The following is a 15993-nucleotide window of genomic DNA, read 5'->3' on the forward strand; positions in this document are numbered from 1 at the left end:
CGCGTCGTGCGCGCACGCACGTGATGCGAGCGATGCGTGCGCGACGCGCGTGGCCGTTGCGACGCGGCGTCATGCTCAGCTGCCGAAGTAGACGTTGCAGAAGCTGACCGGGCCGACGCATGCGTTCGGGTCTTCCTGCTTGGATTGCGCACGATCGACGCGGCCGGCGGCCTGGACGGCTTCGGCGCGGTTCGCCGGTTGCTGCGCGACGTCGGCCGGCGCGGTCTGGGCATGCGCGACAGCGGCGGTGAACGACAGGGCAACGAGGGCGAGGTGCAGCGGCTTCATTTGAGTTTCTCCTGGGTCAGTGCCAGTCTCGCTGGCAGTGAGGAAACTATAGGCTCGCACTGCTTATAAATTAATCACCGCGGGTGCAGAGCTTATTTCCAAACGGAACAAGGATGACGTTGCGCGCGCATCGATCGCCGCCGACCGCCATCGACGGTCAATGACGATGGCGATTGAACGGTGCATCCTTGTCCAGCAGCGCGCTGCGGATGAAGTGCAGGCAGCCGACGATGCGCTGCATGCGGCGGCGTTCGTCCGGCACCGCGTACCACGCGTGCAGCGTGTGCTGGGCGGCGCGGATCGCCAGATTCACCGATTTCAGCGTACGCGCATGGTGGGCCGGCGTCGGATCGTCGAAGAAGCGCGGCAGCGCGTGCAGCACCGCGTCGATCGATGCGGTCCAGCGCTGCGTCTGCGGCGGTTTCGATTCGCAGAACCCGTGCAGCTCGTCGCGCAGGTCGATCACCGCATGGCCGACTTCGAGCGTCGACAGCATCCAGCGCAACGCGTCGCGATGCTGCCGCGTGCGCTTGACGAGCAGCGTGCGCAACTGCGCCATCAGGTCGTGCGTGCTCGACTGGAAGCGTGCGGCGAGCCCGTCGCGCGTGCCTTCGCACGCGAGCGTGACCTGGCGGCGCAGGTCGTGCGCGATGCGCGACGTGAGCCACGGCATGTGGGTCGGAAACACCACGGCGAACACGATCGAGCAGGCAAGCATCGCGACGACGATGGCGAAGCCGTTGTTGATCAGCACCTCGGGCGTATACGCGATCGCGTTGTCGGGGCCCGCGAGCAGGCAGAAGAACACCGCGAAGCCGATCCCGTAGCCCGACAGGCCCGGACGCATCGCGAGAAAGGCGCCGAGGCCGAGCACCGGCGCGAGTGCCGCGCACAGCAGCGGAAAACCGTCGATGTTCGGATAGACGTAGCACAGGAACACGTACCCGACGGCCGTCGCGAACGCCGCGCCGACGCCCATCTGCGCGACGAACTTCGGTGCGCGCGGTGACGTCGAGCTCAGCGCGCATGCGATCGCGGTCGCGATGACGGCGAGCGAGCCGCTCGGCCATTCGGATGCGATCCAGAACGCGCTCATCGCGCCGACGGCGACGAGCGTGCGCAGGAACGTGAATCCGACGAAGAACGCATTGGTCTTCACCGCATAGTGCGTGACCGAGCGTTCGAACGCGTGATCGTCGCGGTCGAGCGACGCGTTGGTGTCGGCATAGCCGAGATACTCGCCGATGAAGCGATACATCAGCTCGATCGCGGTATCGAAGTCGAGCAGGCCGCCGGCTGCGTGATCCTCGATCTCGCGACGCGATGCGCGCGCGGCCTTCGGCAGCGTGCCGTGAAAGCGGCGCAGTTCGAGCAGCGCGCCGGTGGTCGACGTGATCCCGCGCTGGCGCTCGTCGCGCAACGCGCTCACCCGCTGCGCGAGCGCGTCGATGTGCGGCGCGAGCGCGGCGAGCACCGCGTCGGAGCGGTTCGCGCGCAGGCGCTTGACGAGCTGGTGCAGCGCATGCAGGCGCGTGCATGCGTTCATGAATTCGCTGTTCAGGCGCGCGAGCCGCCGGCTGCGCGCGCGAATGTGCGGATCCTCGAACGACGCGAACGCACGGTTGGCCTCGAAGCCGACGATCTCGTCGACGAAATCGGCGAAGCGCCGCTCGAAATCGCCGCGTGCGAGCTCGCCCGACAGCGCGCCGGCCGCGAATGCCGCGAACTTCACGTGACGGGCGGCCAGCGAGCGCATCAGCGCCTTCGCGGAACTGAGCGGAAGAATCAGCGCGCTGACCGCGCCGGAGCATGCGATACCTAGCGCGACTTCCGCGGCGCGCGTGAGTGCGGACTGGAACAGTGTCTGCGGCGTCATCACCGCGGGCAGGCCGATCAGCGCGGCCGTGTAGCCGGCGAGCACGAACCCGTACCAGCGGAAATGGCGGTTGCGGACCGCAAGCGCGATGCAGCCGCCGACCCACAGCGTCATGCCGGCCATGTACAGCTCGGGCTGCTGCGCGAACAGCCCGCCGAGCGCGAGCGCGGCGACGAGGCCGGCCGCGGTGCCGAGCACCCGGTAGAAGCTCTTCGCGAACACCATCCCCGACAGCGGCTGCATCAGCACGAACACGGTCGTCATCGCCGTGCGCGGCTGCGACATCTCCAGCCGCATCGCGATGCCCATCGCGAGCAGCGCGGCGAGCACGGTCTTGGCGAGATGGAGCCAGATCAGCCCGTCGCTCGCGGCCCAGTCGCGCGCGGCGCCGCCGAGCGGATCGAGCCAGCTTCTCCACCGTGCCGGTTCGATGGACGGTTGCTCGATCGCGGGTTGTGGCTTCATGAAGAAAGAGGGGGCGCGCGGTGACGCGGCGCGTCCGTTCGACTGATGAGGCGCCGATTGTAGGAGCGCGGCGCGCCAGCATTAACGCAGCTGCGGGGAAACGATAGTTGCAGCGCGCGTAACAATTTGTCGCATGCGCTGGAGGAAAATAGCGGCTCCGCTACAGGTGGCTCACAGGAATGGATACCCTACAAAACATGCGGGTGTTTACGCGCGTCGTCGAGACGGGCAGTTTCACCGCGGCCGCGCAATCGCTGAACTCGACGACGGGCGCGATGTCGCGCGCGGTGTCGGAACTCGAGGCGCGCCTGCGCACCCGTCTGATGAATCGCTCGACGCGCCGTCTCGCGCTGACGTCGGCCGGTGAAAATTATCTGCGGCGCTGTCGCCAGATCCTCGCCGACGTCGATCGCGCCGAGGAAGAGGCGAGCTGCGCGCACGAGCGGCCGGCCGGCGTCCTGCGCATGCACAGCTTCGCGAGCGTCGGCCATCACTACGTGATGCCCGCGCTTACGCGCTACCACACGCAATATCCGGACGTATCGATCGAACTGTCGCTGTCGCAGCGCATGCCCGACCTGTTCGACGGCACGAGCGACATGGCGGTCGTGACCGCGTCGTCGCTGCCCGATTCGGAACTTGTGTCGCATCTGCTCGGCTCGACGTTCAGCATTCTTTGCGCGTCGCCCGAGTATGTGAAGCGTCACGGCGCGCCGGCGCGCCCGCAGGATCTCGGCGCGCATGCGTGCCTGACGCTTTGCACGCCGGCATTTCCCACGCACGAATGGGTGCTCGAAGGCGCCGACGGTGTCGAGCAGATCCATGTCGCGGGGCCCGTGCAGACCAACACGGCCGAGTCGCTCGCGCTCGCGATTCGCGACGGCATCGGGATCGGCATGCTGCCGCTGTACGCGGCGATCGACGCGCTTCAGGACGGCACGCTCGTGCGTGTGCTGCCCGATCACATCCTGCAGAAGATGAACGTATATGCGCTGTATCCGTCGCGCCGCTACGTCGATGCGAAGGTGCGCACCTGGGTCGAGATGCTGCGTGCGCAGGTGCCGGGAATGATCGCGCACGACGTCGAGATGCTGAACGCGATCGAGCGGGAACCGCAGGCCGCCTGACGGCGAATACGTCGAATACCGCAAATACCGCAAATACCGCAAATAGCGAAAAGGATGGCCGCGTGCCGGATGGCACGCGGCCCGGCCGCATCGATCGTCACGGACCGATGCGCGCGAGGTTCGCCGCGCCCGCACCGCACGTGTCGTGCGGGCGCGGCATGGCGCCCCGCATTCACAGCGCGGGCTTGACGGCCACGCCCGATTCGGTTGCGCCCGCACCGGTCGAGCCATAGGCGGCCTGCGCGGCCTTGTGTTCGGCAAGCCGTTTTGCCGCGAGGCGCTCCTGCGCGGCCATGATGTCGTCCGGATAGTTGCCGGCATCGCCGAGCGACGGGTTGTAGCCGACCGATTCCAGATCGTAGAGCTCCTGCAGCACCTGCGCGCGCGTGACGGGCGACTTGGCGGACTGAGCGAACGACAGGGCCGGTGCGGCAAGCAGGACGGCAGCGGCGGCGGTAACGACGAGCGATTTCACGATGTTCTCCTGTAGGCGGGGTGTGAGGCCGGTTCGGCGATCGATATGCGATCCGAACCATCGATGCCAGTCTATGCAGTGCACGCGGGCACAAAAACCCCGATTCCAGGCAGGCAGCTTTCCAGATGGAACAACACTGACGCACGTCGCCCGCGTTGCGCGAACCCGTCCGTCGGGGCAGGTTCACGGCTCGCGGGCGACGTGCGGCCCTGCGACGCCGAACTCAGAAGCGCGTGCGCATGCCGATCGTGCCGACGATCTGGTTCGCGGTGCTCGATGCACCGCCCGACGTGTTGATGAACGCCTGGTAGCCGCGGCCCGACGCGTGCTGATACATCGCTTCCGCGTACAGGTCGGTGCGGCGCGACAGCTTGTACACCGCCTGCAGGTCGACCTGGTGCCACTTCGGATCGGTGCCGTGCTTGCTGTCCGGGTTCGACACGCTGGCGTCGGTGTAGACATAAGCCGCGCCGAGGCTGACGGCCGGCGTCACCGCATAGCGCACGTTCACGTCGTAGTTGTTGAACGCGACCTGGCCGGTCGAGCCGAACGAGCCCGTGTTGTCGTATTGCGAACGCGTGTAGACGAAGCCGACGGTCGCCGGGCCGAACACGTAGCTGACGCCGCCGCCGTAGCTGCGCATGCGGTCCGCGCCCACCGACCAGCCGCCCTGGCTCACGCTCTTGGCTTCGGCCACGTCGGTCGCACCGGGGCTCGCGCTCGTCGAGCCCTTCGTGCCGTTCATCTGCAGGTAAGCACCGGCCAGCTTCAGCGGGCCGTTCGTGTAGCTCGCCGCGACGCTGTACGCGCGGTTGCCGGCAAAGTTCGTCGAGTTCGAGAAGCCGTACAACGCACCGACCTTGAAACCGGCGATCGTGTCGCTCGTGTACTTCACCGCGTTGTTGATGCGCACCGAGTGGTTCAGGTTGTCGTTGTCGAACGGGTGAGCGAAGCCCGCATCGCCGAAATCGCCGGCGGTCGCGGACAGCGGCGCGACGAAGTCGACCATCGTGTCGTACTGGCGGCCGAGCGTCAGCGTGCCGTAGCCGCTGCTGGTCAGGCCGACGTATGCGTGGCGGCCGAACAGCTTGCCGTCCTGGCCGAGCGCGCCGTTGTTCACGTTGAAGCCGTTCTCGAGGACGAACAGCGCCTTCACGCCGCCGCCGAGATCTTCCGTGCCGCGCAGGCCGAAGCGGCTGCCGTTGACCGTGCCGCTCGTCATGCGCCACAGCGATGCGCCGCCCGCGTTGTTGGTGTACGCGATGCCGGCGTCGATCAGGCCATACAGCGTCACCGAGCTCTGCGCCTGCGCGAGCGGGGCGAACAGTGCGGTGGCGGTGGCGGCGGCAATCAGGGTTTTGTTCATGTAACTGCTCCTGCGTGTGGGACGAATGACTGAAGTTCGGCGCAAGTGTAGGGGCAGGGTCGCGCGATCCCGGCTGCGGGCGAGCGAGCGCACCGTTGCAAGTTGCGCAAGAGTGCGTCACATCGTTTTCACAAAGCGATGCGCAGCCCGGATGGCGTGCGTTTTCGGCGACGGCGCGACGCGAGATGCCGGCCGGCCGCGCACACCGTGTCGCGTATTGACAACACGCGTGCCGGCGGCGCGGGAGTTGATTGCCGCGCCGCGCGCGTGGAGAATGAGCAGACCCATGCCGAGATCGGGAGACCTCCGATGACCACGCGTCGCCGTCCGTCGTTCAGTGCCGCGCTGTGCTACCGCAACCCGAAAGCCGCGCTGGAATGGCTCGAGCGCGCATTCGGCTTCGAGCGCGCGATCGTCGTCACCACGCCGGAAGGCGACATCGCGCATGCCGAAATGAAATTCGGCGACGGCCTCGTGATGATCGGCAGCGGGTGGGCCGAGTTCATCGCGTCGCCGGAAGACACCGGCGATCGCAACACGCAGCACGTCCACGTGCACCTTCCCGACGATGCGGACATCGACGCGCACTGCGAGCGCGCGCGTGCGGCCGGCGCGGAGATCCTGCAGGCGCCGGCCGACCAGTTCTACGGCGATCGCGTGTATCGCGCGCGCGATCCCGGCCGGCACGTGTGGACCTTCAGCAAGCACGTGCGCGACGTGACGAACGACGAGATGAGCGCGGCCACCGGCCTGACGATCGAGGATTTCAACTAAGCGCGGCACGCATCGCCGGAGCCGGTTTTCCCCACCACGCGGCGCGCTGGCGCCGCATGACGCCCGAATCCACATGAACCTTTTCAATGCACGCCTGCGCGGTCGCGACGGGCTGTTTACGATCGGCATCGACGGCGGCACGATCGCGCGGATCGACGCGCAAGCCGCGCCCGTCGCCTCGGTCGGCGGCAGCGATATCGATGCCGGCGGGCGTCTCGCGATTGCGCCGCTGGTGGAACCGCACATCCATCTCGATGCGGTGCTCACGGCCGGCGAGCCGTCCTGGAACATGAGCGGCACGCTGTTCGAGGGAATCGAACGCTGGTCCGAGCGCAAGGCGACGATCACGCATGCCGATACCAAGACGCGCGCGCATGCGGCAATCGGCATGCTGCGCGATCACGGCATCCAGCACGTGCGCACCCATGTCGACGTCACCGATCCGACGCTGGCCGCGCTGAAGGCGATGCTCGAAGTAAAGGACGAAGCACGCGGGCTGATCGACCTGCAGATCGTCGCGTTTCCGCAGGAAGGCATCGAGTCGTTCGACGGCGGCCGCGCGCTGATGGAGCAGGCGATCGAACTCGGCGCGGACGTCGTCGGCGGAATTCCGCACTTCGAGAACACGCGCGAGCAGGGCGTCAGCTCGATCCGCTTCCTGATGGAGCTGGCCGAGCGCACCGGCTGTCTCGTCGACGTGCACTGCGACGAGACCGACGATCCGCATTCGCGTTTCCTGGAAGTGCTCGCGGAAGAAGCGCGCGTGCGCGGCATGGGCGCGCGCGTGACGGCGAGCCATACGACCGCGATGGGTTCGTACGACAACGCGTACTGCTCGAAGCTGTTCCGGCTGCTCAAGCGCGCGGGCCTGAACTTCGTCTCGTGCCCGACCGAGAGCATCCATTTGCAGGGGCGCTTCGATACGTTTCCGAAGCGGCGCGGCGTCACGCGCGTCGCGGAACTCGATCGCGCGGGGCTGAACGTGTGTTTCGGCCAGGATTCGATCAAGGATCCGTGGTATCCGCTCGGCAACGGCAACATCCTGCGCGTGCTCGATGCCGGCCTGCACATCTGCCACATGATGGGCTACCAGGACCTGCAGCGCTGCCTCGACTTCGTGACCGACCACGCCGCGACGACGATGCACCTCGGCGACCGCTACGGGATCGTGGTCGGACGGTCGGCGAACCTGATCGTGCTCGACGCGGACAGCGACTACGAAGCCGTGCGCCGGCAGGCGAAGGCCACGCTGTCGGTGCGGCACGGGAAGGTCATCATGCGGCGGGAGCCGGAGCGCGTCACGTATCCGGCGTAGTGCGATCGTGCGGGGCGGCGGCGCACATCGCCATGGGCTGCCGCGACGCATGTAGTCACAAAATGCATGAGTTGATCAGAAAAATACGTTTGTCTCATGGAAGGCCGAAGCCTACGATGCGGTCCTGACGGCGGCGTGCATGGTGCGCGCCGTCGTATCGATCCACGTTCGCCGACCTCATGCGCCCCGATCTCCCGTCCGCTCCCGCTTCCTCTTCGCCATTGGCCAGCCCGTTCGCGCGGATGGCGGCCGTCACGGTCCTGACTGGTGTCGGCGCGGGCGTCGGCGGGATGTTGCTCGCGCTGCTGCTTCACGCGGTTCAGCATGTGGCCTACGGTTACAGCCTCGCGCACGTGGTCGGGAGCGAGAGCTTTCTCGCGGGCGTGACCGGCGCCGAGCCGCTGCGCCGGGTCGTCGTGCTGGTCGTCTGCGGGCTGGTCGCGGGCGGCGGCTGGTGGGCGCTTTACCGGTTCGGCCGACCGCTCGTCAGCATCCGCCGGGCCGTTCGCGCAGCCGATCCGCGAATGCCGGTCGTCAGCACGACTGTGCATGCGTTGCTCCAGATCGTCACCGTCGCGCTCGGTTCGCCGCTCGGCCGCGAAGTCGCGCCGCGCGAGATCGGCGCGCTGCTGGCCGGCCGGCTCGCGCATCGCGCGGGGCTCACGCCCGCCGATTGCCGGCTGATGGTCGCGTGCGGCGCGGGCGCCGGCCTCGCGGCGGTCTACAACGTGCCGCTCGGCGGCGCCGTGTTCGTGCTCGAAGTGCTGCTCGGCACGTTCGAACTGCGCGCGCTGGTGGTGGCCGTCGTCACGTCGGCGATCGCGGCGGCCGTCGCGTGGATCGGGCTCGGCAACGAACATCAGTACGCGGTGCCTTCGTTTGCGCTGAGTGCGCCGTTGGTGGCGTGGTCGATCGTCTGCGGGCCGCTGTTCGGTTTTGCCGCCTACGCGTTCGTGCGGCTCACGACGCGCGCGCGGGAGCAGGCGCCGAAGGGCCGCCTGCTCCCGGTGCTCGCGCTGGTCAACTTCGCGGCGATCGGCGTGCTCGCGATGTGGTTTCCGCAACTGCCCGGCAACGGCAAGGGGCCGGCTGCATTGGGTTTCGACGGCACGCTGACGATCGGTCTCGCGGCCACGCTGCTCGTGCTGAAGGTGCTGATCGAGGCGGGCAGCCTGCGCGCGGGCGCGGAGGGCGGGCTCCTGACGCCGGGTCTCGCGAACGGCGCGTTGCTGGGCGTCGTGCTCGGCGGGCTGTGGCACCTCGTGTGGCCGGGCACGTCGATCGGCGGATGCGCGCTGATCGGCGCGACCGCGTTCCTTGCCGCGTCGATGCAGATGCCGATCACGGCCGTCGTGCTGCTGCTCGAGTTCACGCGTGTGGATCACGACAGCCTGGTGCCGATGCTGCTGGCCGTGGCCGGCTCGCTGGTGGCGTACCGGTTCGCGCAGCAACTGGCGGCGCGGCGGATCGATGCAGCCGCAACCGTCGACACGCCGGCAACGGCGGCGCGGTAGCGAGCCTGTCACCGCGAGCCGCCGCGTCCGCGCGCGACACTGACGAAGCGCGTCGGATCGCCGATGCTCAGCGTGCCGGCTCGTCGGTCAGCGTGCCGAGAAACGCTTCGATATCCTTGATGTCCTGCGCGGTCATCGCGGGCTTGTCGCCCGGTTTGCGATCGAACGGCGCATCGGTCACGTCGACGTTTGCACGGTACTTCGGCGGAATGTCGTCATATTCGTCGATCTTGCCGTCCGCGCCGCGCGGATAGAACTTCCCGGGCGAGATGCTGCGCTCGTTGTAGAACGCCATCACCTGGTCGAGCGTGTGGAACACGCCGTTGTGAAAGAACACGTGGCGCGTGGCCGCGTTGCGCAGCGTCGGCGTGAGGAACATCGCGCAGTACTGCGTCTGGTCCTTCAGATCCTCGCGGAACGGCCCGCACACGCCGAGATCGTGAAACGCCGGGTTGCGGTTCTGCGCGAGCGCCATGTTGCGCGGTGCGCCGAGCGCCTCGTACTGGTAGTCGGTAAACATCGGCGGCAAGCCGTCCTTGCCGGGCTTCGACAGGTGGCAGCCCGCGCAATTGGCCCTGGCCGGATCGTTGAAGAGCCGCAGCCCGCGCAATTCGGCCTGCGTGAGGCGCGCACGGCCTTCGAGCCAGCGGTCGTACTTGCTGTTGTACGGATGGAACGACGGATCCTCGACCTGATAGCGCGCGATCGCGAACATCGCCTCCGACACGAGCAACTGCGGGCTGGAAAACACACGCGCGCCGAACAGCTGCTCGAACTGCGCGCGATGCGGCGAGCCTGCGAGCTTGCGCGCGACGTCGTCGATGCTCGCATTCGCCATCTCGACCGGATTCAGCAGCGGCCCGAACGCCTGCTGCTGCAGCGTATCGGCGCGGCCGTCCCAGAACATCCCGCCCTGCGGCACGAGCTGCGGTGCGGCCGACGTGCCGGCCACCTTCTGCGCCTTGACGACGCCGGCCGCCGAAGCAGCCTGCTGCGCGACGCTCGGCGCGGCGTCGTTCTCGCCGGCATCGGGGCCGATGCTGAAGGCGGGCTGACGATACAGGTACATCAGCGACGGCGGCGGGCGGTAGCCCTGCTGCGTCATCGCCAGGCCGCCCGGCTGCACGTCGAGCCCGTTCGGCGGCCCGTACGCATGATCGGGGCTGTGGCACGACGCGCACGACTGCTTGCCGGATGCCGACAACGACGGATCGGCGAACAGTGCGCGCCCGAGTTGCGCGACCGCCGACAGCGGCTGCACGGCCGGGCGCTGCAGCACGACCGGATGCGGATTCGCGCCCGTCCAGTCGGCGACGACGTCGGCGATCGCCGCCGGCGTGCGGGCCGGAAACGCGATGGCGAACGCGCCATAGCCGAGCACGGCAGCGCCGAGCACGGCAGCGCCGAGCACGAACGCCGCGCGGCGCACCACGCGGGCAGGAGAACGCGGCGCGGCGGCGCCGGATGCGTCGGGAGACGGGAATGCGGGACGAGCGGTCATGCTGTCGGTGAAAAGTCGGTCGCCGCGTGAAGGCGGCGCATCGAATGGAAACGGCCGGCGCACGATGCGCCGGCCTGCTGCTGCCGGTGACGCGCTGCCGTCAGATCGACGGCGCCGCGCTCAGCACCGTGCCCTGCGTCGGATCGAGATACAGCGGCGCCGTATTCGGCTTCGACGCGAAGTCGAACAGCCCGCGCAGGTCGCCTGCCGTCGCATCGAACGAACCGCCGCCGATACGCTGGCCGCCGAGCCAGTTGTCCTCGATGAAGCGCACGACGGACGCCTGGTCGATCAGCGTGTGGTCGACGTAGTTCTGCTTCGCATACGGCGAGATCACGACCAGCGGAATGCGCACACCGGGGCCGCAGCGGCCGTTCACGGTGCCGCCGTTCACGCCGGTGGTGCCGCCCGAGCCGCACTGGCCGTTGCCGTTCACCTGGTCGACCGCGTCGGACGACGAATGCGTCGGCGCCGTGTACGCGTGGTCGTACCAGCCGTCCGAGTCGTCATAGGTGACGATCACGGCCGTGTTCTGCCAGTCCGGCTGCTGTTGCAGGAAGTTGACCACCTTCGTGACGAACGCCTGCTCGTCGAGCGGATCCGAATAGCCCGCGTGCGCGTCCTGCGCGGCCGGTGCCTTCAGGAAGCTGACCGACGGGAAGTTGCCGGCCTTCACGGCCGCGAAGAAGTCGTCGGTGTCGTACTGATGGTTCGCCGGCTCAGCCGTCTTGCCGTCGGCTTCGAAGCTCGAGCCGATCGCCGCGACCGAGCTCGGGCGCGTGTGCTGCGGGTTCGCGGTCGACGCGTAGTACTGGAACCAGTTGTGGTGCGGGATGTAGTCGGCCGTCGCGGCGTTCACGGCGGTGGCGACCGTGCTGCGCGCACAACCCGTCGTGCCGTTGCTGTTGGTCGTCGACAGGTTGAAGCCGCCCATGAAGCCGCCCCACGTGATCTTCGCGGCGTTCAGCAGGTCGCCGATGTTCTTGCCGGCCATCATCGCCTGGTCGGTCGTGCTCGAGCACACGTCGTAGCCCGGGTCGACGTCGTTGATCATCGTGAAGCCGCCCTGGCCGTCGTTGATGTAGTACGACGTGGCGGCGAGCGTCGACGGCTGTTTCGACGTCTTGACGATCTGCATGCCGTTGGTCTGGCCGGACACGACGTTCAGCGCGCCCGGCGTCGACGGGCCATAGACCGTCGTGTACGCGTTGTCGCTCATCGCGAAGCGCTGTGCGTAGTTCCACAGCGCGGTCACGGTATTGCCGTCGAAGTAGCCCATCACCTGGCCCTTGGTGCCGAACGCGCCGGCGCCGCCGGACGAGCCCTTGCCCGTGTACTTCGGGAACAGGTCGGCGAGGCCGTTGTCTTCGGCCTGCTGCTCGGCCGTGTACGCGTGGTTCTGGTCGGCGGTCGCGGCTTGCGTGCGGTCGAGGCGGAACGGGTTCGCGGCATCGGTGCCGTTGGCCGTGTTCGTGAAGTTCGGGTTCGCGGTGAGCAGCGTGCCCGTCAGCCCGTTGATCGTCGGCGTGCCGGGCTTCGCGGTGAACGCCGGTTCGCCGGCCGGGTTCGACGCGTTCGGGTAGGTGCCGAAGTAGTGGTCGAACGACACGTTCTCGCCGTAGATCACGACGACGTGCTTGATCGGCGTGGCGGTCTGCAGCGCATCCTGCGACGACACGGCGGGCGTCGACGTGGGGTCGTCGCTGCCGCCGCAGGCGAACAGCGCAAGCGCCGCGCCGGCGCACGCGGTGACGAGCAAGGCTTGACGGAACATCGGGAAGCTCCAGGTAGGTTTTCGGTGGTGGACGGCGGCTCCGCTGCCGTGTCGGTTCGGCGCGGCGCTCGCGATAGGCACCGGCATTGAAACAGTTCGGTATGAAGATATGGGGGCGGAGCGGTTTCGCGGCGGTTGCGCGTCGGTATCGATTTCATTACGGCGCGAAGCCGCACGAAAGATGGCGGAAAGGGACGGAGCGGATGCCATGCACGCGACACATCCGGCGACCGGCGCGGTCGCGGCCGCGAATGCCACGCCGGACGAGCATCCGCGGGCGTCGGGCCCGTTCGTCCGTGATGCCGGGCCGCACGCTTTTTTGACAACCGGATGACGCATTCATACGATGGTTGGCTTGCGGCGACGATTTCGCGTTGCCGGCCGTCAGCGAGTGTTCAACGTGCCGATTCCCGTTCTGTTCGCCGTGCTGTGCGCCGCCTTCCTGCATGCGTCGTGGAATGCGCTCGTGCGCAGCAGCGGCGACCGGCTGCGCTCGGCCACGGTGCTGCAGATCGCGATCGGGCTGTTCGCGCTGCTGTTCCTGCCGGCCGCCGCGCCGATCACGCCCGCGAGTTGGGCCTGCGTCGTCGCGTCGGCGGTGCTCCATGTCGTCTATACGCTGCTGCTGGTGCGCGCTTACGAGCACGGCGACCTGAGCGTCGCATATCCGGTCGCGCGCGGCACCGCGCCGCTGCTCGTCACGCTGGGCGCGGCGGCGTTCGCGGGCGAGCGCCTGAACGCGGGCGCCCAAGGCGGGCTCGTGCTGATCTGCGCGGGGATCATGGCGATTGGCCTGGAGCGTGGCGGCGGCGCACGGCACCGGATGACGCAGGTGTTGCCCACCGCGTTCGCCACCGGCGTATCGATCGCCGCGTACAGCGTGGTCGACGGAATCGGCGTGCGGGAGAGCGGCAGCACGGTCGGTTATACGGCGTGGATGTTCGTGCTGACCGGCTTGCTGATGGCCGCGTACTACCGGCTGCGCGCGGGGCCGTTGCGGCTCGCGCAGGATGTCGGCGAAACGGCGAAGGCCGCATGCGGCGGCGTGTTCGCGGCGCTTGCGTATGCGATCGTGATCTGGGCGATGGATCGCGCGCCGATGGGCCCGGTGTCGGCGCTGCGCGAAACGAGCGTGGTATTCGCGGCGTTGATCGCCCGCGTGTATCTCGGCGAGCGGCTGACGCCGCGCCGCGCGGCGGGATGCGCGGTGATCGCCGGGGGCGCGCTGCTCATCAGCGCATTCGAGGCGGTGCGCTGAGCGCGGCGGCACGCACGTAGCGCGCCGCGCGGGCGCGCGCACGGCGCGGCGTCAGCTTTCCACCGGCATCGCGCTCGTGCACTTGATCTCGTCGAGGCACACGCTGGAATGCACGCCGCTCACGCCCGGAATCCGCATCAGCGTTTCGAGCAGGAACGTGGACAGCCCCTTCAGGTCGTGCGCGACCACCTTCAGCACATAGTCGATATCGCCCGTCACCGAGAAACATTCCTGGATCTGCGCGAGATCCGACACGAGTTTCTGGAACTTCGACAGGTCGCGGATGTGCCCGCGCTCCATCGTCACGTGCACGAACGCGGTGACGCCGAACCCGAGCGTGTCGGGGCACAGACGGGTTTCGTAACGGCGGATCGCGCCGATTTCCTCCAGGCGCCGATGGCGCCGCAGCGTCTGCGCGGGCGACAGGCCGACGGCCTTCGCCAGGTCGAGGTTCGACGCGCGGCCGTTCTCCTGCAGCACCGACAACAAGTGGCGATCGATGCGATCGAGAACCGGTTCAGGCATTTTTGTTTCCTCATCTGTCTCCCGGATGCAATCTTATCTCATAATGTAGGGTTTGCATGAGCGAGTTACGCAACCCGATTTCGCTGTCGCGACGCTAAACTGACGCCGGATTTTCGTGTGCGTCCGCAGCAATGCGGGCGAGGGCGACGGTCGGCGGCCGGTCTGGCGGGCCTGCCGACAGGAATCGGGTGTCGCCGCGCGAAGATTGCAGTCCCCAACCCGGCGGCTCCACGAACGGCCGCCGGCACAGCAAAACAGCGCCCGGCACACCGAGGCGCGCCGCACCGCTTCCGGCGGAGGCGGGCAGAATGGAGAAGACATGGTTTCTGGAAACGAGAAGGACGGCCTCAAGCGGGGGCTGAAGAATCGGCACATCCAGCTGATCGCGCTCGGCGGCGCGCTCGGCACGGGGCTGTTCCTCGGCATCGCGCAGACGATCAAGATGGCCGGCCCGTCCGTGCTGCTCGGCTACGCGGTGGCCGGCATCGTCGCGTTCTTCATCATGCGCCAGCTCGGCGAGATGGTCGTCGACGAGCCCGTCGCCGGCTCGTTCAGCTACTTCGCCGACAAGTACGTCGGCCACTTCACCGGTTTCCTGTCCGGCTGGAACTACTGGGTGCTGTACATCCTCGTCAGCATGGCCGAGCTGTCGGCCGTCGGGATCTACGTGCAGTACTGGTGGCCCGGCGTCCCGACCTGGGTGTCGGCGCTCGTGTTCTTCGTCGCGATCAACCTGCTGAACCTGGCGAGCGTGAAATCGTACGGCGAGACGGAATTCTGGTTCTCGATCATCAAGGTGGCCGCGATCATCGGGATGATCGGCTTCGGCGGCTGGCTGCTCGCGAGCGGTCATGCAGGGCCGGAAGCGAGCATCGCGAACCTGTGGCAGCACGGCGGTTTCTTCCCGAACGGCGTGTCGGGCCTCGTGATGTCGATGGCGGCGATCATGTTCTCGTTCGGCGGGCTGGAGTTGATCGGCATCACCGCGGCCGAGGCCGACGATCCGAAGCACAGCATTCCGCGCGCGACCAACCAGGTCATCTACCGGATCCTGATTTTCTACATCGGCGCGCTCGCCGTGCTGCTGTCGCTGTATCCGTGGGAGAAGGTCGTCACCGGCGGCAGCCCGTTCGTGCTGATCTTCCACGCGCTGAGCAGCAACGTGGTCGCCAACGTGCTGAACGTCGTCGTGCTGACGGCCGCGCTGTCGGTCTACAACAGCGGCGTGTACAGCAACAGCCGGATGCTGTTCGGCCTCGCGAAGCAGGGCAATGCGCCGAAGGTGCTGTGCTCGGTGAACAAGCGCGGCATTCCGCTTGCCGCGCTCGGCGCGTCGGCGCTCGCGACCGGCGTGTGCGTGCTGGTCAACTACTTCATGCCGGGCAAGGCGTTCGAGGTGCTGATGGGCCTCGTCGTGTCGGCGCTGATCATCAACTGGGCGATGATCACGCTGATCCACCTGAAGTTCCGCCAGGCCAAGCGCATCGCCGGAGAGCAGACTTTCTTCCGCAGTCTGGGCTATCCTTTCACGAATTACCTGTGCCTGGCGTTCATGGCCGGCATTCTCGTCGTGATGTACCTGACGCCGGATCTCCGCCTGTCGGTGTACCTGATTCCCGTATGGCTCGCGGTGCTCGCGGTCGGGTATCGCTTCCGTCAGAAGAATGCGGGCTACGCGATCCGCGACGGCGCGTCCGCCGGCTGACACGAGCAACACGACCCTTCTTCCAAACGA

The 15993-nt window shown here is 67.6% G+C and carries 14 protein-coding genes; 6 read left to right on the plus strand and 8 right to left on the minus strand.

What is annotated here, in order from left to right:
• Positions 1-75 precede the first annotated feature (75 nt).
• Positions 76-288, minus strand: coding sequence for a hypothetical protein (locus tag WS51_RS04935; protein ID WP_059467910.1), 213 nt, complete (start codon positions 286-288; stop codon positions 76-78).
• Positions 289-445: 157 nt separating this feature from the next.
• The gene (locus WS51_RS04940) at positions 446-2629 is read right to left on the minus strand and encodes an FUSC family protein (RefSeq protein ID WP_059450243.1); all 2184 of its coding nucleotides are present in this window, start codon (positions 2627-2629) and stop codon (positions 446-448) included.
• Positions 2630-2808: 179 nt separating this feature from the next.
• Between WS51_RS04940 and WS51_RS04945 the strand changes: the two genes are divergently transcribed.
• Positions 2809-3756: a LysR family transcriptional regulator gene (locus WS51_RS04945; RefSeq protein ID WP_059450244.1), complete on the plus strand. Its 948-nt coding sequence runs from the start codon at positions 2809-2811 to the stop codon at positions 3754-3756.
• A gap of 172 nt (positions 3757-3928) precedes the next feature.
• Here WS51_RS04945 and WS51_RS04950 read toward each other — a convergent pair whose 3' ends face one another.
• The 3 genes from WS51_RS04950 to WS51_RS31930 all read right to left on the minus strand — a co-directional run bounded on the left by WS51_RS04950 (position 3929) and on the right by WS51_RS31930 (position 5885).
• Positions 3929-4231 carry a DUF4148 domain-containing protein gene (locus tag WS51_RS04950; RefSeq protein WP_059773668.1) on the minus strand — a complete coding sequence of 101 codons (303 nt, stop codon included), beginning with the start codon at positions 4229-4231 and terminating at the stop codon, positions 3929-3931.
• Positions 4232-4454: 223 nt separating this feature from the next.
• The gene (locus WS51_RS04955; protein ID WP_059507375.1) at positions 4455-5597 is read right to left on the minus strand and encodes a porin; all 1143 of its coding nucleotides are present in this window, start codon (positions 5595-5597) and stop codon (positions 4455-4457) included.
• Positions 5598-5714: 117 nt separating this feature from the next.
• Positions 5715-5885 (minus strand): hypothetical protein, encoded by a 171-nt coding sequence (locus WS51_RS31930; RefSeq protein WP_155773564.1) that lies wholly within the window; start codon positions 5883-5885, stop codon positions 5715-5717.
• A 21-nt stretch (positions 5886-5906) separates the two neighbouring features.
• Here WS51_RS31930 and WS51_RS04960 point away from each other — a divergent pair, with 21 nt between their 5' ends.
• From WS51_RS04960 to WS51_RS04970, 3 genes are all read left to right on the plus strand, one after another.
• Positions 5907-6371 carry a VOC family protein gene (locus tag WS51_RS04960; protein WP_059507376.1) on the plus strand — a complete coding sequence of 155 codons (465 nt, stop codon included), beginning with the start codon at positions 5907-5909 and terminating at the stop codon, positions 6369-6371.
• Positions 6372-6444: 73 nt separating this feature from the next.
• Positions 6445-7686 carry a cytosine deaminase gene (gene codA / locus WS51_RS04965; RefSeq protein WP_069228693.1) on the plus strand — a complete coding sequence of 414 codons (1242 nt, stop codon included), beginning with the start codon at positions 6445-6447 and terminating at the stop codon, positions 7684-7686.
• A 179-nt stretch (positions 7687-7865) separates the two neighbouring features.
• Positions 7866-9200 carry a chloride channel protein gene (locus WS51_RS04970; RefSeq protein ID WP_069228694.1) on the plus strand — a complete coding sequence of 445 codons (1335 nt, stop codon included), beginning with the start codon at positions 7866-7868 and terminating at the stop codon, positions 9198-9200.
• 67 nt (positions 9201-9267) lie between these two features.
• On the opposite strand, the gene WS51_RS04975 is transcribed toward WS51_RS04970, so the two are convergent.
• Both WS51_RS04975 and WS51_RS04980 read right to left on the minus strand, forming a co-directional pair.
• On the minus strand, positions 9268-10701 hold the full coding sequence (locus WS51_RS04975) for a cytochrome-c peroxidase (RefSeq protein WP_069228695.1): 1434 nt from the start codon (positions 10699-10701) through the stop codon (positions 9268-9270).
• A 100-nt stretch (positions 10702-10801) separates the two neighbouring features.
• Positions 10802-12475: a phospholipase C gene (locus tag WS51_RS04980; RefSeq protein ID WP_059450251.1), complete on the minus strand. Its 1674-nt coding sequence runs from the start codon at positions 12473-12475 to the stop codon at positions 10802-10804.
• Between the two features lie 346 nt (positions 12476-12821).
• Here WS51_RS04980 and WS51_RS04985 point away from each other — a divergent pair, with 346 nt between their 5' ends.
• Positions 12822-13733 carry an EamA family transporter gene (locus WS51_RS04985; protein ID WP_059507381.1) on the plus strand — a complete coding sequence of 304 codons (912 nt, stop codon included), beginning with the start codon at positions 12822-12824 and terminating at the stop codon, positions 13731-13733.
• 51 nt (positions 13734-13784) lie between these two features.
• Here the strand turns inward: WS51_RS04985 and WS51_RS04990 are convergent, their stop codons facing one another.
• Positions 13785-14258, minus strand: a complete 474-nt coding sequence (locus tag WS51_RS04990) for an Lrp/AsnC family transcriptional regulator (RefSeq protein WP_006479071.1) — start codon at positions 14256-14258, stop codon at positions 13785-13787.
• A gap of 319 nt (positions 14259-14577) precedes the next feature.
• Here WS51_RS04990 and WS51_RS04995 point away from each other — a divergent pair, with 319 nt between their 5' ends.
• On the plus strand, positions 14578-15963 hold the full coding sequence (locus tag WS51_RS04995) for an amino acid permease (RefSeq protein WP_059450253.1): 1386 nt from the start codon (positions 14578-14580) through the stop codon (positions 15961-15963).
• The last annotated feature ends 30 nt before the right edge of the window (positions 15964-15993 follow it).

Source organism: Burkholderia territorii (assembly GCF_001718335.1).
Lineage (GTDB): Bacteria > Pseudomonadota > Gammaproteobacteria > Burkholderiales > Burkholderiaceae > Burkholderia > Burkholderia territorii.